Source organism: Paenibacillus sp. PvR133 (assembly GCF_017833155.1).
Taxonomy (GTDB): domain Bacteria; phylum Bacillota; class Bacilli; order Paenibacillales; family Paenibacillaceae; genus Paenibacillus; species Paenibacillus polymyxa_B.
The window spans coordinates 1,476,322-1,496,031 of the sequence record NZ_JAFIBS010000001.1 but is presented as its reverse complement, the minus strand read 5'-3'; the positions used below and the strand labels follow the sequence as shown (position 1 = coordinate 1,496,031).

The following is a 19,710-nucleotide window of genomic DNA, read 5'->3' as shown; positions in this document are numbered from 1 at the left end:
ACATAATTAACATGCATTACCCACTTATTATACAGAAAAACAATGCAAGAAAGACCCCTTAATACATAAGGGGCCTTTCTATTGTGCTATTTACTGCTCATTCACACCAGAGCGTCTTAAATCACGTAACGGATTGCCACCCACAAATGCACCTGCGGGCACGTCTTTATGCACGACGGCTCCGGCCGCTACGATAGCTCCGTCACCGATGGTCACACCCGGCAAAATGGTTGTGTTGGCGCCGATCAACACATGATCACCAATCACCACTTTACCGATACGATACTCCTCTATGAGGTATTCGTGAGCCAGTATCGTCGTGTTATATCCAATGACCGAATTGTTTCCTATCGTAATATGCTCCGGAAAAAAAACATCTACCATCACCATCAGGCCGAAGGCCGCATGTTGCCCCACCTTCATCCCCAGCATTCTGCGGTAAATGACGTTTTTCAGAGAAAGCACAGGACAATACCGGGCAATCTGTATAAAAATAAAGTTCTTGATGCCTTTCCAGCGGCTCACCGTCCGATAAATCTGCCACAACGCATTGGGACCTTCTACAGGATAGCGGTTCACCTTTCTCACGATACATTGACACCTTGAAGCTCCAGCTTCAGCAAATCCCGCATATCATGCAACATGTAGTCTGGCCCATATCCGCGCAGAGTTTCCTCACCCTTGAGCGACCAAGCTACACCAGCCGATTTCACACCTGCTGCCTGAGCTGACAAAATATCAAAAGAACTGTCTCCGACCATCAATGTATGCTCTGCTTCAGCATTCAAACCTGCCAATGCCTTGAGCACTGGCTCAGCATGTGGCTTTGGATGCTCCACATCGTCTACCGTCACAATATAGTCCATAGAGGAGGTCAGATTGAACAGGTTAAGTACACGTAACGTGGATGGTCGTATTTTGGTTGTCACAACCCCCAGCTTAATTCCTCGCGCACGCAACTCCTGAATAACCTCAATGACATATGGAAATGGCTTCACCATTTGATCATGATGAATCTGATTATAAGCACGGTAGTCCTTAACTAACCCAGATACATCCGTTAATCCCGAAAAAGTACGGAGTTGATCGTCCAGCGTTCCACCCATATGAGGAATAATATGCTCCCGCGTCAGCGGATCAGCATCCGGATGATTCAAAATGTGTAAAAATGTACTGATAATCAACTCATTCGTATCCATGATGGTGCCGTCTAAATCAAACAAAATCGTATTTATCATAGATGCTCCTTTTTGTCCTCGTCCGTGTCTTCCTTAGATAGCTTATCCGCCGTAGCTGTTGGAGGAACCGCGTCCTGTCCTGGACGGGATACCTGTTCTGGCATCACGTCAGGTACCTGATCAATCCCCGCTTTGCTGGAGAGAATCGGATCGCTATACCGAGCAACAGATGTGCCCTTCCGGCGTCGAACCACAATGAAAATCACAGCGGCTACCACAATGAAAATAGGCAGCAATTGCGAGATCCGTACATTACCGTAACTCGGGTCCAGATGCCCTGGTTCAAACCCTAACCACACCATAGGAGACCACAAAGCATTCACAAAGGAAGCCAGCCAATCTGGTCCCTGAAAAGCCAAACTATCCGTCCGTACACGCTCGATGAAAAAACGGCCAATCGAGTACCAAATGAAGTAAAACGCAAACATTTCGCCTGCACGTACAAATTTCATACGACGAATGACGAGCAGCAAAATCACACCGACAATACTCCACAGTGATTCATATAAAAATGTAGGGTGATGGAAAACCCCGTTAACGTTCATCTGATTCACAATGAAATCCGGCAGATGGAGCTGATTTCGCAAAAATGTTTCTTCCGTCGGTCCACCGTAGGCTTCCTGATTGACAAAATTACCCCAGCGTCCAATCGCTTGGCCGATCAGTAGGCCTGGTGCACAAATATCAGCGATACGCCAGAAGTTATACCCTTTATACCGGAAATAAATGACCGCACATATAATGGCCCCGATCAAGGCACCGTATATCGCAATACCGCCGTTCCAAATTTTGAAAACATCCCATAGATTATCTCGGTAGTCTTCCCATTTGAAGGCTACATAATAAATACGCGCTCCAATAATAGCTGATGGAACACCCAGAAGCAGCATATCCATAAAAAAGTCCTGCGGAATACCAAATCTTTTTCCTTCACGGATGGCGAGATATAAACCCACAAGCGCCGCCAGCCCCAAAATAAGCCCATACCAGTGGACCTTGATTGCCCCGATTGAAAAAGCGATCGGATTCAGCAGTAATGTTGCCGTTGACATATGTTTCTCTCACTCCTCGTTCTTCCTTGCAAACGAACAAACCAACCTTAATCCATCTCTTCCATATCTTCAGAAATCGTAGCAGTCAGCTTGTTTGTAAATTGCAGGGCTGCATTAACGCCCATTTGTTTCAAACGATAGTTCATCGCCGCCACCTCGATAATAACAGCCAAGTTTCGGCCCGGACGAACTGGGATCGTAACCAGTGGAACATCTGTATCAATAATGCGTGTCGTTTCCTCATCAAGACCAAGACGGTCATACTGCTTGTCCTGCTGCCATGCCTCCAGACGGACAACCAATGTAATCCGTTTGTTATTACGAACTGCACCAGCACCAAACAGCGTCATCACATTAATAATGCCCACGCCACGAATTTCCAACAGGTGACGGATCAGCTCAGGTGCTGTACCATGCAGCTGAAAATCGGACGTTTGCCGAATTTCTACCGCATCATCTGCTACCAAGCGATGTCCACGTTTAACCAGTTCCAGTGCTGTTTCACTTTTACCAATTCCACTACTTCCTGTGATAAGCATTCCCACGCCATACACGTCACACAGTACACCATGAATAGTCGCCGTAGGAGCCAGCTTTCTTTCGAGAAAGCCTGTGATGCGGCTTGATAAAATCGTCGTCGCCATATTAGTGCGCAGTACAGGAATATCTCGTTCTGCGCTCGCCTCCACTAACTCAGCCGGTACCTCCAGGCCACGTGTGATGATAATGCATGGAGTCAGTTCTGTACACAGACGCTCCATCCGATCCCGACGCTCCTCAGGAGGAAGCATCCCCAGAAAAGCCAACTCAGACCTTCCCAGAAGCTGTACCCGCTCCTGTGTATGATATTCAAAATACCCGGCCATCTCCAGACCTGGGCGATTCAAATCATCCACTGTGATCAGTCTTCGCAGACCTTTTTCACCAGAAATAACTTCCATTTGAAACTGCTGTACAAGCTCGGATACCTTTACCTGTTTAGCCATTGTATTCTCCCCTTCATCTGCAACACCGGATTCTATACGTCATTTGATTTATGTAGCTTTACCCTATTAACCATACAGCCCAACGCCAGTCTATGCTGCACTGCATCAATCCACACTCCATTTGATTTAACACTATGGTTCCAGGCTAACTCTATTCCGACAGCTGGATTGATCCCATCTAGGACCCTTGCCAACGAACCTTGCCTGCATCTAGACCTGTACCATTGTACCCATCGTATCGGAATTTTCCAATGAATGCAATGCCGAAGCTAGTAGCCGTATGCGATATACAAAAAGAGTCGCAGTTCTCCGCTTGGGGAAAACTGCGACTCTCTTCCAGAGGCAAATTTTATTCGCCAACCAGAATACTCAATTCTGATTCCTTATCAAAAATATGAACCTTGTTCATATCAACAGCCAACTTCGCTTTGACACCATCACGAGTATTGGAACGTCCGTCTACACGGGCAATAATCGTATCATTTCCGGCACCGCTCAGGTACAACAGCATTTCATGACCGAGATTTTCTGTTACATCCACAGTGGATGTAAAGATTGTATTCGGAGAAGCCTCCAAGAATACAGGCTCTTCATGAATATCCTCAGGACGGATACCTAAGATCACATCTTTGCCGATATATCCCTTCGCTTTTAAAATCTGTCCTTTACCTTCTGGTACGAACAGATCCAGACCCGGCGCAGTAAAATGCAATGCACCTTCTTTTTCAACCAGCTGACCTGTGATAAAGTTCATCGTAGGAGAGCCGATAAAACCAGCAACGAACAGATTCACTGGACGGTTGTACAGTTCATCCGGGGATGCAGCTTGTTGAATGATACCATCCTTCATAACGACAATCCGATCACCCATCGTCATAGCTTCAATTTGGTCATGTGTTACATAGATACAAGTGGTTTCAAGGCGTTTAACCAGTTTAGTGATTTCAGCACGCATTTGACCACGAAGTTTAGCATCCAAGTTGGAGAGCGGCTCATCCATCAGGAAGACTTGAGGATCGCGGACAATCGCACGGCCCAGAGCGACACGTTGGCGTTGACCACCGGACAGCGCCTTAGGTTTACGTTCCAGCAAGTGCTCGATATCGAGTATTTTGGCAGCTTCGCGTACTTTCTTGTCGATTTCTTCTTTCTTAACTTTGCGCAGTTTCAGACCGAACGCCATGTTCTGGTACACGCTCATGTGCGGATACAGGGCGTAGGATTGGAATACCATCGCGATATCGCGGTCCTTTGGAGCCACGTCGTTCACAACACGATCCCCAATGTACAATTTACCATCTGAAATTTCCTCCAGACCAGCAATCATACGAAGTGTAGTAGACTTCCCGCAACCGGAGGGACCAACCAATACGAGGAATTCTTTATCTCGAATGTCCAAATTGACATCAACAACCGTAGCTTTATCTGCACCCGGATATTGCTTGAAAATATGCTCTAAACGTACACCAGCCATAGCTTTTGCCTCCTAAGATCGAGTTATGAAATCGAATACATTTCTTACTTGTATCTTACCCTAGTCCTTGTAGCGTGGCTATTCGCAAACTGCACAAAGATGCTATTTCCTTTTTGTCACTTTGTACAATAGGAGATAGAGCTTGACCAAAACCGCATCATTAAACGTCCGCACGTCCAATCCGGTCTCCTGTTTGATCTTGTCCAAACGGTAAATCAACGTATTTCGATGCACATACAGACGCTTAGCTGTCTCACTCACATTACAATCCAATTGAAAAAAGATATCTAATGTAGCCATCGTTTCTGAGTCTTCCAGTATGACAGATGATTTCATTACCTGCTCTAAAAATAGTACGCGTTGTTCCTTGGGAATGCGGTTTAACAGCCTTTCTAAATGAAGCTCCCATGAAAAGTGGATGTGCTCTGTTACATGAAAAATCTTGCCCAGATGTATCGTCTCCCATAACAAATTCAGCTCTTGGGGAAGACTTTGCAAAGGGATCGAAGGCTTAGAAACCGCCAAATGGAATACACCCACCCACTCATTCGCAATAAGCTCATATAGGCCCAAGCTAAAAGCCGTAAGAACCTCCTCCAGCGATTCCGTAAAATCTGCATCCCTGGACTCAGTGTCTTTATCCCGTTCATCGTCAGCTCCTAATAAAAGCTCCTTTTTAGCCATAATCAGCCAAGACTGTTCGTCCAATGGTGTAAGTAACACATCCCCTCCAAAATAGCTTGCGAACAATCGATGAAGCTGCGTATAAGTAATAGCCCCCTCCTGTGTTCCCTCGCCATTCAGTAAAATCGGAACCATACACGCTGATAGCGAATCACGAAGCTGCAATTCATCAGGAACCTCTTCTTCCCTGTTTAAATTGGCAGCCTGCTGTATGAGCCATTGTCCAAAACGATTCATCCGCTCTTCCTCGCTATAAATCGGGTTGTCCGACAATTGTGGACCGTTCTGCCAGACCTGCTCCATGTTCCCCAATAGCGCTTCTACCAGTTTCCGTTCTCGATCCGTCAAATATCTGGCCTCTACCACAAAGGCAGCCAGTTCACCTGCCGACGCACGAAACGGAAAATATAACTTGTTGTCACGGACAAACGATCTATCCGGAATAACTGAATCGGCTGTATCTCCCTCTGCCATCATTTCCGGGCACCAAGGCACTATGGTAAAAGGCGCTTGAATAATATTCTGAAGCTGTTGCTGAATCCATTCTGTATCCAGAGTCACGCGATCACCACTTCACTTTTTTTAGAATATAGAATAAGCACTGAGCGAACATAATGAACTCATTATAACCTGTCGATACCGTAAAATAAAAAAGCTATATAAAAACATAACTTAAAACAATACAAAAAAAGCCATCAACCTATAGTTGATGACTTCTGATGAGCCATGAAGGACTCGAACCTTCGACACCCTGATTAAAAGTCAGGTGCTCTACCAACTGAGCTAATGGCTCGTAAAACTGGTGGAGGATGATGGATTCGAACCACCGAACCCGTAAGGGAGCAGATTTACAGTCTGATGCGTTTGGCCACTTCGCTAATCCTCCATATAAAGGTGGCTCGGGACGGAATCGAACCGCCGACACGAGGATTTTCAGTCCTCTGCTCTACCGACTGAGCTACCGAGCCATACCCATTAACAAAAAAATAAAGTGCGGAGGGATACCCCTTCCCACTTTAGTACGGAAAAACTATTGAATTGAAAAATGGCGGAACTGACGGGATTCGAACCCGCGATCTCCTGCGTGACAGGCAGGCATGTTAGGCCTCTACACCACAGTTCCCTAGATTTTTCAAAATTCAAAAATGGTGCCGGCGAGAGGACTTGAACCCCCAACCTACTGATTACAAGTCAGTTGCTCTACCAGTTGAGCTACACCGGCACAATGGTGGAGGCTGAGGGGATCGAACCCCCGACCCTCTGCTTGTAAGGCAGATGCTCTCCCAGCTGAGCTAAGCCTCCTGGATATGTATGGTAGCGGCGGAGGGGATCGAACCCCCGACCTCACGGGTATGAACCGTACGCTCTAGCCAGCTGAGCTACACCGCCATAACATAATATTTCGCTAGCTTGTCCTAAATGGCGGAGAGAGAGGGATTCGAACCCTCGCACCACTTTCGCAGTCTAACCCCTTAGCAGAGGGTCCCCTTATAGCCACTTGGGTATCTCTCCATATAAATGGACTCGCTTAGCAAAATTCCGCAAGTTATTCTTTAAATCAACAAAGTGATTTGGAATATCAAGCGCAATTTCAAGGTTACACCCTGAAAACTGGATCCGAAACTCATTTGCGTTTTATTCTTAGGATAAGCCCTCGACCGATTAGTATTGGTCAGCTCCATGCATTACTGCACTTCCACCCCCAACCTATCTACCTCGTCGTCTTCAAGGGGTCTTACTAATTGGGAAATCTCATCTTGAGGGGGGCTTCACGCTTAGATGCTTTCAGCGCTTATCCCTTCCGTACATAGCTACCCAGCGGTGCTCCTGGCGGAACAACTGGTACACCAGCGGTACGTCCATCCCGGTCCTCTCGTACTAAGGACAGCTCCTCTCAAATTTCCTACGCCCACGACAGATAGGGACCGAACTGTCTCACGACGTTCTGAACCCAGCTCGCGTACCGCTTTAATGGGCGAACAGCCCAACCCTTGGGACCTACTTCAGCCCCAGGATGCGATGAGCCGACATCGAGGTGCCAAACCTCCCCGTCGATGTGGACTCTTGGGGGAGATAAGCCTGTTATCCCCAGGGTAGCTTTTATCCGTTGAGCGATGGCCCTTCCATGCGGTACCACCGGATCACTAAGCCCGACTTTCGTCCCTGCTCGACTTGTAGGTCTCGCAGTCAAGCTCCCTTCTGCCTTTGCACTCTTCGAATGATTTCCAACCATTCTGAGGGAACCTTGGGGCGCCTCCGTTACTCTTTAGGAGGCGACCGCCCCAGTCAAACTGCCCACCTGACACTGTCCTCGCACCGGATTACGGTACCAAGTTAGAACCTAGATACGATCAGGGTGGTATCCCAAGGATGCCTCCCTTCAAGCTGGCGCTCAAAGTTCAACGGCTCCCACCTATCCTGTACAGATCGTACCCAAATTCAATATCAAGCTGCAGTAAAGCTCCATGGGGTCTTTCCGTCTTGTCGCGGGTAACCTGCATCTTCACAGGTATTAAAATTTCACCGGATCTCTCGTTGAGACAGCGCCCAAGTCGTTACGCCATTCGTGCGGGTCAGAATTTACCTGACAAGGAATTTCGCTACCTTAGGACCGTTATAGTTACGGCCGCCGTTTACTGGGGCTTCGGTTCATAGCTTCGCCCGAAGGCTTACCACTCCCCTTAACCTTCCAGCACCGGGCAGGCGTCAGCCCGTATACTTCGCCTTGCGGCTTCGCACAGACCTGTGTTTTTGCTAAACAGTCGCTTGGGCCTTTTCACTGCGGCCCCCTCGGGCTATTCACCCTACCGAGGCACCCCTTCTCCCGAAGTTACGGGGTCATTTTGCCGAGTTCCTTAACGAGAGTTCTTCCGCGCGCCTTAGAATTCTCTTCTCGCCTACCTGTGTCGGTTTGCGGTACGGGCACCTTCTCCTGGCTAGAGGCTTTTCTTGGCAGTCTGAGATCATGACCTTCGCTACTGTAATTTTCGCTCCCCATCACAGCCCAGCCTTAACGATGTGCGGATTTGCCTACACACCAGCCTCACTGCTTAGACGGACATCCATCAGTCCGCGTCACTACCCTACTGCGTCACCCCATTGCTCATAACGGATTACGGTGGTACAGGAATTTCGACCTGTTGTCCTTCGACTACGCCTATCGGCCTCGCCTTAGGTCCCGACTTACCCTGAGCGGACGAACCTTCCTCAGGAACCCTTAGGCTTTCGGCGGATCTGATTCTCACAGATCTTTTCGTTACTCATACCGGCATTCTCACTTGAATGCAGTCCAGCGCTCCTTACGGTACACCTTCAACCCGCATTCAACGCTCCCCTACCCCTGATGCAAGCATCAAGCCATAGCTTCGGTGGTGTGTTTAGCCCCGTTACATTTTCGGCGCAGAGTCACTCGACCAGTGAGCTATTACGCACTCTTTCAATGGTGGCTGCTTCTAAGCCAACATCCTGGTTGTCTGTGCAACTCCACATCCTTTCCCACTTAACACACACTTGGGGACCTTAGCTGATGGTCTGGGCTGTTTCCCTTTCGACAATGGATCTTAGCACTCACTGTCTGACTCCCGGAACTAAATCTATGGCATTCGGAGTTTGACTGAGCTTGGTAACCCTTGCGGGCCCCGCACCCAATCAGTGCTCTACCTCCACGATTCTATTTCCGAGGCTAGCCCTAAAGCTATTTCGGGGAGAACCAGCTATCTCCGGGTTCGATTGGAATTTCTCCGCTACCCCCACCTCATCCCCGCATTTTTCAACATGCGTGGGTTCGGGCCTCCAGTGCGTGTTACCGCACCTTCACCCTGGACAGGGGTAGATCACCCGGTTTCGGGTCTACGTCCACGTACTCATTCGCCCTATTCAGACTCGCTTTCGCTGCGGCTTCAGCTCTTCACCTTAACCTTGCACGGGAACGTAACTCGCCGGTTCATTCTACAAAAGGCACGCCATCACCCATAAATAGGGCTCTGACTTCTTGTAAGCACACGGTTTCAGGATCTATTTCACTCCCCTTCCGGGGTGCTTTTCACCTTTCCCTCACGGTACTGCTTCACTATCGGTCGCCAGGGAGTATTTAGCCTTGGCAGATGGTCCTGCCGGATTCATACGGGGTTTCACGTGCCCCGCACTACTCGGGATCCGTCTCGGAGGGAACAAGTTTTGAACTACAGGGCTTTTACCTTCTCTGGCGGGCCTTTCCAGACCTCTTCATCTAACCGGTTCCTTTGTAACTCCATGTGAGACGTCCCACAACCCCAAGGAGCAAGCTCCTTGGTTTGGGCTAATCCGCGTTCGCTCGCCGCTACTGACGGAATCACTATTGTTTTCTCTTCCTCAGGGTACTTAGATGTTTCAGTTCCCCTGGTCTGCCTCTATTCTGCCTATGTATTCAGCAGAAAGTGACTGTCGATGAAGACAGCCGGGTTTCCCCATTCGGACATCCCCGGATCAAAGCTTGCTTACAGCTCCCCGAGGCTTTATCGTTGTTCGCCACGTCCTTCGTCGGCTCCTGGCGCCTAGGCATCCTCCGTGTGCTCTTTGTAGCTTAACCTAGACTTTTCTTTCAAAGAAAGAAAATGTCGATGTTCGATAAAGAATGATTTTTGCCAAAGGCAAAAGATCTTTCCTTACCTGCTACCTTTATTTCACTTGTTTACACAAGATCAGCTTAAAGGAATATTCTAAAACGCAATTTCGTTTCGGTATCCAGTTTTCAAGGTGCAATGATAATAATCTTTTTGGTGGAGCCAAGCGGGATCGAACCGCTGACCTCCTGCTTGCAAGGCAGGCGCTCTCCCAGCTGAGCTATGGCCCCAAAAGTAAATATAAAATTATATGGTGGGCCCTAGTGGACTCGAACCACCGACCTCACCCTTATCAGGGGTGCGCTCTAACCAGCTGAGCTAAGGGCCCATAATAAACCACCAAAGAAGTTCTTCTTTAGTGGTTGCGCTTGGCGACGTCCTACTCTCCCAGGACCCTGCGGTCCAAGTACCATCGGCGCTGGAGGGCTTAACGGTCGTGTTCGGGATGGGTACGTGTGGAACCCCTCCGCTATCGCCACCAAACGTTCGAGAGTTTGAGCTCTCAAAACTGAGCAACGAGTGAGTAACAGGCCTAAACCTGAGTTTTGAAGCTTACGCTTCATATTTGAATGTTTCCATTGCAGGAAACGATTCTCCATAGAAAGGAGGTGATCCAGCCGCACCTTCCGATACGGCTACCTTGTTACGACTTCACCCCAATCATCTACCCCACCTTCGGCGGCTGGCTCCCTTGCGGGTTACCCCACCGACTTCGGGTGTTGTAAACTCTCGTGGTGTGACGGGCGGTGTGTACAAGACCCGGGAACGTATTCACCGCGGCATGCTGATCCGCGATTACTAGCAATTCCGACTTCATGTAGGCGAGTTGCAGCCTACAATCCGAACTGAGACCGGCTTTTCTAGGATTGGCTCCACCTCGCGATTTCGCTTCCCGTTGTACCGGCCATTGTAGTACGTGTGTAGCCCAGGTCATAAGGGGCATGATGATTTGACGTCATCCCCACCTTCCTCCGGTTTGTCACCGGCAGTCTGCTTAGAGTGCCCAGCTTGACCTGCTGGCAACTAAGCATAAGGGTTGCGCTCGTTGCGGGACTTAACCCAACATCTCACGACACGAGCTGACGACAACCATGCACCACCTGTCTCCTCTGTCCCGAAGGAAAGGCCTATCTCTAGACCGGTCAGAGGGATGTCAAGACCTGGTAAGGTTCTTCGCGTTGCTTCGAATTAAACCACATACTCCACTGCTTGTGCGGGTCCCCGTCAATTCCTTTGAGTTTCAGTCTTGCGACCGTACTCCCCAGGCGGAATGCTTAATGTGTTAACTTCGGCACCAAGGGTATCGAAACCCCTAACACCTAGCATTCATCGTTTACGGCGTGGACTACCAGGGTATCTAATCCTGTTTGCTCCCCACGCTTTCGCGCCTCAGCGTCAGTTACAGCCCAGAGAGTCGCCTTCGCCACTGGTGTTCCTCCACATATCTACGCATTTCACCGCTACACGTGGAATTCCACTCTCCTCTTCTGCACTCAAGCTCCCCAGTTTCCAGTGCGACCCGAAGTTGAGCCTCGGGATTAAACACCAGACTTAAAGAGCCGCCTGCGCGCGCTTTACGCCCAATAATTCCGGACAACGCTTGCCCCCTACGTATTACCGCGGCTGCTGGCACGTAGTTAGCCGGGGCTTTCTTCTCAGGTACCGTCACTCTTGTAGCAGTTACTCTACAAGACGTTCTTCCCTGGCAACAGAGCTTTACGATCCGAAAACCTTCATCACTCACGCGGCGTTGCTCCGTCAGGCTTTCGCCCATTGCGGAAGATTCCCTACTGCTGCCTCCCGTAGGAGTCTGGGCCGTGTCTCAGTCCCAGTGTGGCCGATCACCCTCTCAGGTCGGCTACGCATCGTCGCCTTGGTAGGCCTTTACCCCACCAACTAGCTAATGCGCCGCAGGCCCATCCACAAGTGACAGATTGCTCCGTCTTTCCTCCTTCTCCCATGCAGGAAAAGGATGTATCGGGTATTAGCTACCGTTTCCGGTAGTTATCCCTGTCTTGTGGGCAGGTTGCCTACGTGTTACTCACCCGTCCGCCGCTAGGTTGATTAGAAGCAAGCTTCTAATCAACCCCGCTCGACTTGCATGTATTAGGCACGCCGCCAGCGTTCGTCCTGAGCCAGGATCAAACTCTCCATTAAAGACCAACCGAAGTTGGTTTATAGAAAGAGCGATGAGCTCATTTTGAAACTGACGAGATAAAATATCTCTTGTTTGATTTTGCGAACAAAATCGTTTTACTCACTCGTTGTTCAGTTTTCAAAGATCAAACCTGCATTATGTCTTACTTTGTTTCACCACCGCATCTCAGCGGCGACTTGATTAATATAACACACATTCGGGATTTAAGTCAACACTTTTTTTAAAATTATTTTTTAATTTCATTCAAATGTTGTTCTCACAAAAAATTCCCGGGCTTTAAGAGCCGAGAATTAATGTATCACATTTTTGAATTCGCCGTCAACTATATTTTAAAAATAGAAACAATAACATTAAAGTTTTCATATGGCCTGTCCGAATAATACTATTTTCAATCCCAGTAAAAGGATAATCCCAGGCAAACCTAATATCGTTACCGCCCCCATTGTCACTGGATTGATCGGGATGTACACCTGCGTAATCCACCCTGAATAATTGATAACATACAATGCGATGGCTGCCAGGCCCATATGCGCCCCGAATACTACAAGCCAGCCGATACCCAAACGTTTTTTTAAGATTAGAAATAGTAGCATCCCGACACAGGCAATCAGAACAAGCCAGACCGCCCCTTTCATTCAGCTCTCCGCTTGTGAACACGATCCGTATCATTGGCATACCCAGGTTCATCTGCAGGCAGATGGAAACGATGCAGGCCTTGCTGTTTCGCGCTTTTTAAATGTATCTGATATTTACGTTCTGCAGCTTCTAGAACAAATATAGCGTAGTCGATCTCATCTTTACCCGTAGCTTCATGAAATAAACGATGCGCTCTTAGCCATTCCGCATGCGAAGCCCGAATCTGGGCAAACAACTCCTGCCGATACTCCGCTTCTGATTTGCCATTCTCCTGACGACGGAAATTTTGTTTCATCCGTTCCCACATCCGTTCATCCTCCTCACAAGCTGAATTATGTGCACAGTCTGCAAGACTACCTTATTCATACTTATTGAACTAAGGACAAACTTAGAACCAGGAACGATCTATACTGCCATCTATCACCGCAAATAAAAAAGGAGCCATAGCGGCTCCCCCAAGTAAGTCGAGAATGCCCAAAGGACATTTCAGACTCCCTATTTATAACGTATAAATACACCTATTAATTGAGCTCTCTACGGCCTTCCAACGCTTTGGACAGGGTAACCTCGTCGGCATACTCCAAATCTCCACCCACTGGCAATCCATGAGCAATACGAGTAACCTTGATTTCAAAAGGACGCACTAGCCGAGAAATGTACATGGCCGTGGCCTCTCCTTCAATGTTCGGGTTCGTAGCTAAAATCAGCTCCTTGACGCGTTCATCACTGAGTCTGTTCAGCAATTCCTTGAGTTTGATATCCTCAGGACCAATTCCCTCCATAGGAGATATCGCCCCATGAAGCACATGGTAAAAACCATTAAACTCTTTGGTACGCTCCATAGCCACCAAATCCTTGGAATCCTGAACAACACAAATGACGGAGGTATCCCTCGTCTTATCCTGACAGATCCGACAAGGATCTGTGTCCGTAATGTTGCCGCAGACTGAACAGAAGTGAAGATTGCGTTTTACATTGACCAGCGCTTTGGCAAAGTCAATCACATCATCTTCCTTCATTTTCAGTACGTGAAAAGCCAACCGGGCAGCCGTCTTCGGCCCTACTCCCGGCAGGCGCGTAAAAGCATCAATTAGCTTTGCAATCGGCTCCGGATAATACAATAGCGTGTTTCTCCTTTATGCAGCAGACTAGAACAAGCCCGGAATTTTCATGCCGCCTGTAAATTTACCCATATCATCATTAGCCAGTTCATCTGCTTTGGACAAAGCATCATTGACAGCAGTCAGCACAAGATCTTGCAGCATTTCTACATCATCAGGATCTACAGCTTCCGGTTTGATCGTGATGGACAACACTTTTTTATGTCCATTTACCTCCACCGTCACAACACCGCCGCCAGAAGTTCCTTCGATTACTTTTCCGCCAAGCTCCTCTTGGGCTTTCAGCATTTGTTCCTGCATTTTTTTCACTTGCTTCATCATTTGGTTCATATTGTTCATTTCAATCATCTCCTTTAATGAAGTATACATCTAGAAACTTGATTCAATCTTTAATGACTACTAGGTCTTCCCCGAAAAGTTGAATAGCTTCATCAATCCAGGGCTCCTTGGACTTTCCCGGCGCATCATGCTCCGGCTCCAGTTGCAATTCTTCGGCAGGCTGGTCGGAAACTCCTTCAATCGCAGCATTCCAATCCTTTTGCATCATCGTTACTAAACGATAAGGATGACCCAACTGCTCATGCAATACCTTCTCGATGACCTGCTTATTGGCAGGCTTTTCGGTAGTTTCACGATGAATATTGTTCTTAAATGCAACCAGCACACTGTCCTCTAACACAGAAACTGGCTCACCATCCATAAACCAAGCATGAACCGTAACTTTCGCCTCTTTTACCCCTTGCAAAATCTGGCTCCACTTACGTCCTGCTGCTGCGAATGCTTCGCTCGACTTCTCAGCGATATAGCGATCCAACTGAGAAGGAAGCTTGGCTGGCGCTGAAATCCGCGGAGCAGGGGCACGCCCCCCGGAAGCCTGACGACCACCCGACGATGCTTCCTGTCCCGCTCCAGCGCCCAATCCACCTTGCAGCGCGCGCTCCAGTTTCTTTTCCAGCTCAGCAAGCTGACGCTTCAACATTACCACATCTTCCTGATCAGCTGCAGCGCTAGAGCGTTGTGCGGTCGGCTGAGCAACAGTTCCTGCTTCCCCCGGAATACTGCACAGCTTCAATAGAGCTACCTCAAACAAGGTTTGTGGCTGTACGGCATATTTCATCTCGCTCTGATAACGATTAAGGGTGTCAATCATCGCAAAGAGTTGCTCCTTGGTAAAAGCATCTGCCACTTCCTTAAATCGCTCTGGATCCAGCACTCGCTCCGTCATTTTGGTCGCCTGAGGCACCATCTTGATCATTAGCAGATCTCGGAAATAGTACAGAAGATTCTCCATGCACTTATCTGCACTTTTACCTTCCTGCATAAAGTTCTCGATCATTTGGAGCACCGTGCCCACATCTTCTTTCAGCAATGCCAAGGCAAGCTTACCGAATTGCTCGGACGCAATACCTCCTGTCATATCCAGCACCTGCTGATAAGTAACCCGACCATCTGTAAACGAGGATATCTGATCCAAAACGCTAACCGCATCTCGCATCCCGCCATCTGAAAGACGCGCAATGTACTGCAGTGCATCCGAATCAGCCTGTATGTTCTCCTGTTGACATATCAGGTCAAGCCGCTCTGTCTGTTCTTCCAGCGATACCCGCCGGAAGTCAAACCGCTGGCAACGTGAAATAATTGTCGCCGGAATCCGATGTGGTTCAGTCGTAGCCAATATGAACATCACGTGTGGCGGCGGCTCTTCCAGCGTCTTGAGCAGCGCATTGAACGCTTCCGTCGTCAGCATGTGCACTTCATCAATGATATAAACCTTGTGCCGCACTTCTGTGGGCGCATATTTGACTTTATCGCGCAAATCACGAATCTCTTCAACGCCCCGGTTGGAGGCTGCATCAATCTCCTGTACATCCATGACCGCTCCGGCCGTGATCCGTTTACAGGCTTCGCATTCGTTGCAAGGTTCCGGCGCAGGTCCATGCTCACAGTTGATTGCCTTGGCCAAAATTTTGGCCGCACTCGTCTTACCTGTTCCTCGTGGACCGCTGAACAGGTAGGCATGGGACGTGCGATTTTCGCGGATGGCATTCTGCAATGTCTGGATAATATGCTGTTGTCCTACCATGTCCTTGAAAGCCTGCGGCCGCCAAGCACGGTACAACGCTATATGTTCCAATGCGCGTTACCCTCTTTCCCATTCACTTTCATGACCATTCATGGTCACTTCATTATACTATAATCCCGTCCGAATCTAAACCAGACACCTTCCAATTTATAAACACAAAAAAACATCTTCGCAATGATTGCCAAGATGTTCTAATTACCAATATATACCGTGCACCTGTTATTGATCGTTGTGATCCGAGCGGCAATCCTGAACAGCAACTCGGGCTAGGCAACCCTCCGGCACAAGAGTGGACCTGCTTATGGCTGCTTCCTTCCGGACCTGACCAGGTTCACAAGTACTCATTGCGGAGGACCCAGCCGTCAACATTGTGCGCAGGGACCAGCCTCACATCAACAACACCTCTAACAGGAATTCAACCTCGCTATAGCGGATTGCGAGTTACAGGGCACCGCTACCTCCCCATCTAGCACGGTGAAAATAAGTATATCTTAAGGCCGCATAAAAAGCAAATACACATTATTACAAAAAGAGCCCTCTGCAGTTGCAGAAGGCTCTAATAACTTTATAACCTGCGGTAATCCATTAGATACCGTATTTCTTTTTGAAACGATCCACGCGTCCACCAGCATCAATAAATTTCTGCTTGCCTGTGAAGAATGGATGGCAGGCGGAGCAAATCTCCACACGCAGAGATCCTTTCACAGAACCAGTTTCAAACGAATTTCCACAAGCACAAGTGACATTAGTTACGTTAAAATTTGGTTGAATAGCTTGTTGCATTGAACTTTCACCTCTTTCCGCCCTGAACGTCCTATCAGTCCAGAGTTGTATGAACACATGTTCACATTATAGCACTTGAATATGAGCGTTTCAACAACTCTTTTCTGCATTCAAAGATGGCATAAAATAGGTGTGTTTCAAGTTACATCGACCATTTTAGGCCTTGGCAAATTTGGGACGTGCCAGCCCTTGTGGCGGTACATGAGTGTAAGAACCGATGACTACATCAGGCAGCTCCTCACGATAAATCTCAAGCATTTGCTTCATACCAAGAATCTCACCTTGAGCAGGTGGAATCAACTCCAGATAGCTTTCAGGATCGATATTCAAGTTACGCATTTGAATCAGCTTGAGCTTAGTACGTTTGGCAAATTCAATCATTGCCTCAATTTCTTCCTCTCGGTCAGTTACACCCGGAAAAATTAAATAGTTAATCGACGTATACACTCCCTGCTCAGAAGCATAACGAAGTGATTTTTCCACATTAGCCAACGTGTAGCCGCGCGGCTTGTAATACGCATTGTAGTGATCGTCCAGTGCACTAATGGTACTGACGCGCATCAGATCAAGACCCGCATCCACGATTCCCCGGATATGATCGTTCAATCCCGCATTCGTATTAATATTGATGTATCCCATATCGGTAATGGAACGCACCTCTTTGATCGAATCAATAATCAGTTTGGCTTGTGTGGAAGGCTCACCTTCGCAACCTTGGCCAAAACTGATGATGGACTCCGGTGTCTTCAAATGTTCCAGCATAACTTCTACAATTTCTTCGACGTGAGGACGGAAGTTCATTCTTGTCTGCGGAGATACGAAACCACTGTCATCCGGCTGTTCAGATATACACCCAAAGCAACCCGCATTACAAGAATAAGATACCGGAACTCCTCCTTCCCAGCGATTCAGGAATGTGTTCGAGGAAGTAAGACATTCGTAGCCCAGCGCACAGTTAGACAAATGTTGGTACAGCCGATTTTCGGGATATTGCTCCGTCATCCGCTGCACACCCAATTTAACTTGATGACGGTCACAGTTTTCCGGATTCCACTTGGATGGACTGTCACTCTGCTCTGCCGTTACATAAAATGCCCCGTCTTTCCAGACTACGGCCGAATAACCGAACAAGGGAAGTTTGTACTCCTTATCGGTCTTCACATATCCCGGCAGGCACAAGCGTGTAAAACCTTGCGGCAATAAAGCCCCTACTGCTTGCATATCTCCGGGAAGAGAAACCATTTCCCCTGTTTCAGGGTTCATACCGACCGGGCGAGTGCTGGGTAGGCTTACCAATGTAGCTCCTTCCGGTAACGGAATAAGCTCATCCTCCATGATTTCAACAATCATGTCTGCACTACGGGCAAGCCCATACAAAGAAGCATGATCATATACATTGCCTTTTTCGTCGGCATACACCAAATACATTATGGAGCTCCTTTCGCTCCGTTAAGCCTACGCCATTAACAAAATGAATGGTAACGACTGTGTGCTTACGGAACAGATAAAATACATGATGGGTTTTAGTTGGTTGTGGCCGGGACTGACGCTGTGGTAGAACGCGCCGTTCTCCGTTGTTGCCCACCAGAACTGCTTTGCGAGCCACTGGAAGAAGGTGCCGTCAAATCAAACGAAGCCAAAAACTCAGCATTAGTTTTGCTATTACGCAGCTTTTTGAGGAAGCCTTCCACAAATTCATGGCTTTCCGTCATATTTTTACGAATGGCCCAGATGGTATCCAATTCTTCCTTATTCAACAACACTTCCTCACGGCGTGTGCCGGAACGACGAATATCAATCGCAGGAAAGATACGACGTTCTGCCAGCTTGCGGTCCAAATGCAGCTCCATGTTGCCTGTACCTTTAAACTCCTCATAGATGATATCGTCCATGCGTGATCCTGTGTCAATCAGCGCTGTAGCAAGAATCGTCAAGCTACCGCCTTCCTCCACATTCCGAGCCGCACCAAAAAAGCGCTTTGGACGGTGAAATGCCGCCGGATCAATACCCCCGCTCAAAGTACGACCAGAAGGAGGGATAACGAGATTGTACGCACGAGCCAAACGTGTGATGCTATCCAGCAGGATGACAACATCCTTTTTATGTTCTACGAGACGAAGTGCACGCTCCAACACGAGTTCTGCCACTTTGATGTGATTTTCAGGAAGTTCGTCAAATGTAGAGGCCACAACTTCACCTTTAACAGAACGCTGCATGTCGGTCACTTCTTCGGGGCGTTCATCAATCAACAAGACAAAAAGCTCGATCTCGGGATTGTTGGTAGAAATGCTATTGGCAATTTCTTTGAGGAGAAGCGTCTTCCCAGCTTTGGGAGGTGCTACAATGAGTCCGCGCTGTCCAAGTCCGACAGGGGCCAGTACATCCATAATTCTCGTAGACAAATGGTTGGGGGAAGTTTCAAGGACTAATTTGGTTTGCGGATACAGTGGAGTCAGTGCAGGAAAATGTAGCCGCTCAGCAGCTTGCTCAGGACTTCTTCCATTGACGGCGTTAACTTGAAGCAATCCAAAATATCGTTCATTCTCTTTTGGCGTTCGGCATTTACCGGAAACAAGATCGCCTGTCCTCAAGTCAAACTTGCGGATTTGTGAAGCAGAGATGTAAATATCTTCGGTACTCGGGAGATAATTGATCGGCCTCAGAAAGCCGTAACCTTCGGGAAGGATTTCCAGAACCCCCTGCATAAACATCAATCCGCTCTTCTCAGCTTGTGCGCGCAGGATGGCGAAAATTAATTCTTTCTTTTTGAGCGTTCCGTAGTACGGGATCTGGTATTGCTTGGCCAGCTTGTACAGGTCGGTCAGCTTCATTTCTTCCAGATCGGAAATTTGCAGATCCATATAATAACCACCTATTCAATTATTAAGTCCATT

14 protein-coding genes, 10 tRNA genes, 3 rRNA genes and 1 other RNA gene are annotated in these 19,710 nt (G+C 48.1%); all 28 read right to left on the bottom strand.

Annotated elements, in window-relative coordinates; all coding sequences use genetic code 11:
- Positions 1 to 90: 90 nt before the first annotated feature.
- Positions 91 to 588: an acyltransferase gene (locus tag JOE49_RS06670; RefSeq protein WP_028541869.1), complete on the bottom strand. Its 498-nt coding sequence runs from the start codon at positions 586 to 588 to the stop codon at positions 91 to 93.
- Positions 585 to 1,238: a pyrophosphatase PpaX gene (gene ppaX / locus JOE49_RS06665; protein ID WP_028541868.1), complete on the bottom strand. Its 654-nt coding sequence runs from the start codon at positions 1,236 to 1,238 to the stop codon at positions 585 to 587. The genes JOE49_RS06670 and ppaX overlap by 4 nt, the downstream gene beginning before the upstream one ends.
- Positions 1,235 to 2,290, bottom strand: coding sequence for a prolipoprotein diacylglyceryl transferase (gene lgt / locus JOE49_RS06660; protein ID WP_209940763.1), 1,056 nt, complete (start codon positions 2,288 to 2,290; stop codon positions 1,235 to 1,237). The genes ppaX and lgt overlap by 4 nt, the downstream gene beginning before the upstream one ends.
- A gap of 47 nt (positions 2,291 to 2,337) precedes the next feature.
- Complete coding sequence (gene hprK / locus JOE49_RS06655; RefSeq protein ID WP_013308232.1) at positions 2,338 to 3,276, bottom strand: HPr(Ser) kinase/phosphatase; 939 nt, start codon at positions 3,274 to 3,276, stop codon at positions 2,338 to 2,340.
- Positions 3,277 to 3,625: 349 nt separating this feature from the next.
- Positions 3,626 to 4,750: an ABC transporter ATP-binding protein gene (locus JOE49_RS06650; RefSeq protein ID WP_028541867.1), complete on the bottom strand. Its 1,125-nt coding sequence runs from the start codon at positions 4,748 to 4,750 to the stop codon at positions 3,626 to 3,628.
- Between the two features lie 102 nt (positions 4,751 to 4,852).
- Entirely contained in the window at positions 4,853 to 5,995 is a 1,143-nt protein-coding gene (locus JOE49_RS06645) for a helix-turn-helix domain-containing protein (RefSeq protein ID WP_160788563.1), read from the bottom strand.
- A gap of 159 nt (positions 5,996 to 6,154) precedes the next feature.
- Positions 6,155 to 6,227 (bottom strand) — tRNA-Lys (locus JOE49_RS06640).
- 7 nt (positions 6,228 to 6,234) lie between these two features.
- Positions 6,235 to 6,320 (bottom strand) — tRNA-Tyr (locus tag JOE49_RS06635).
- A gap of 9 nt (positions 6,321 to 6,329) precedes the next feature.
- Positions 6,330 to 6,402: transfer RNA gene (locus tag JOE49_RS06630), tRNA-Phe, on the bottom strand.
- Positions 6,403 to 6,480: 78 nt separating this feature from the next.
- Positions 6,481 to 6,557, bottom strand: a tRNA-Asp gene (locus JOE49_RS06625).
- Positions 6,558 to 6,580: 23 nt separating this feature from the next.
- Positions 6,581 to 6,656, bottom strand: a tRNA-Thr gene (locus tag JOE49_RS06620).
- 4 nt (positions 6,657 to 6,660) lie between these two features.
- Positions 6,661 to 6,736, bottom strand: a tRNA-Val gene (locus JOE49_RS06615).
- 10 nt (positions 6,737 to 6,746) lie between these two features.
- A tRNA-Met gene (locus JOE49_RS06610) sits at positions 6,747 to 6,823 on the bottom strand.
- A gap of 31 nt (positions 6,824 to 6,854) precedes the next feature.
- Positions 6,855 to 6,946: transfer RNA gene (locus JOE49_RS06605), tRNA-Ser, on the bottom strand.
- Between the two features lie 130 nt (positions 6,947 to 7,076).
- Positions 7,077 to 10,001 (bottom strand): 23S ribosomal RNA (locus JOE49_RS06600).
- A 188-nt stretch (positions 10,002 to 10,189) separates the two neighbouring features.
- Positions 10,190 to 10,265 (bottom strand) — tRNA-Ala (locus tag JOE49_RS06595).
- 21 nt (positions 10,266 to 10,286) lie between these two features.
- Positions 10,287 to 10,363 (bottom strand) — tRNA-Ile (locus tag JOE49_RS06590).
- A gap of 38 nt (positions 10,364 to 10,401) precedes the next feature.
- Positions 10,402 to 10,518: ribosomal RNA gene (gene rrf / locus JOE49_RS06585) — 5S ribosomal RNA — on the bottom strand.
- A 118-nt stretch (positions 10,519 to 10,636) separates the two neighbouring features.
- Positions 10,637 to 12,192: ribosomal RNA gene (locus JOE49_RS06580) — 16S ribosomal RNA — on the bottom strand.
- The 16S, 23S and 5S rRNA genes sit together here with 10 tRNA genes alongside, the layout of an rRNA operon.
- A gap of 360 nt (positions 12,193 to 12,552) precedes the next feature.
- Positions 12,553 to 12,828, bottom strand: coding sequence for a pro-sigmaK processing inhibitor BofA family protein (locus tag JOE49_RS06575; protein WP_209940762.1), 276 nt, complete (start codon positions 12,826 to 12,828; stop codon positions 12,553 to 12,555).
- A complete protein-coding gene (locus JOE49_RS06570; protein ID WP_025676300.1) occupies positions 12,825 to 13,136 on the bottom strand; it encodes a DUF2508 family protein in 312 nt (103 codons plus the stop codon). Before JOE49_RS06570 ends, JOE49_RS06575 begins: the two co-directional genes overlap by 4 nt.
- A gap of 214 nt (positions 13,137 to 13,350) precedes the next feature.
- Positions 13,351 to 13,950 (bottom strand): recombination mediator RecR, encoded by a 600-nt coding sequence (recR, locus tag JOE49_RS06565; protein WP_013308227.1) that lies wholly within the window; start codon positions 13,948 to 13,950, stop codon positions 13,351 to 13,353.
- Positions 13,951 to 13,977: 27 nt separating this feature from the next.
- Complete coding sequence (locus JOE49_RS06560) at positions 13,978 to 14,289, bottom strand: YbaB/EbfC family nucleoid-associated protein (RefSeq protein WP_013308226.1); 312 nt, start codon at positions 14,287 to 14,289, stop codon at positions 13,978 to 13,980.
- 43 nt (positions 14,290 to 14,332) lie between these two features.
- Complete coding sequence (dnaX, locus tag JOE49_RS06555; RefSeq protein WP_209940761.1) at positions 14,333 to 16,084, bottom strand: DNA polymerase III subunit gamma/tau; 1,752 nt, start codon at positions 16,082 to 16,084, stop codon at positions 14,333 to 14,335.
- A gap of 157 nt (positions 16,085 to 16,241) precedes the next feature.
- Positions 16,242 to 16,508: signal recognition particle sRNA large type (gene ffs / locus JOE49_RS06550), an RNA gene on the bottom strand.
- A gap of 110 nt (positions 16,509 to 16,618) precedes the next feature.
- Positions 16,619 to 16,816: a 50S ribosomal protein L31 gene (rpmE, locus tag JOE49_RS06545; RefSeq protein ID WP_025719104.1), complete on the bottom strand. Its 198-nt coding sequence runs from the start codon at positions 16,814 to 16,816 to the stop codon at positions 16,619 to 16,621.
- A gap of 156 nt (positions 16,817 to 16,972) precedes the next feature.
- The gene (locus JOE49_RS06540; protein ID WP_076295929.1) at positions 16,973 to 18,244 is read right to left on the bottom strand and encodes a radical SAM family protein; all 1,272 of its coding nucleotides are present in this window, start codon (positions 18,242 to 18,244) and stop codon (positions 16,973 to 16,975) included.
- A gap of 95 nt (positions 18,245 to 18,339) precedes the next feature.
- Positions 18,340 to 19,677, bottom strand: a complete 1,338-nt coding sequence (gene rho / locus JOE49_RS06535; protein ID WP_028542569.1) for a transcription termination factor Rho — start codon at positions 19,675 to 19,677, stop codon at positions 18,340 to 18,342.
- Positions 19,678 to 19,710 lie beyond the last annotated feature (33 nt).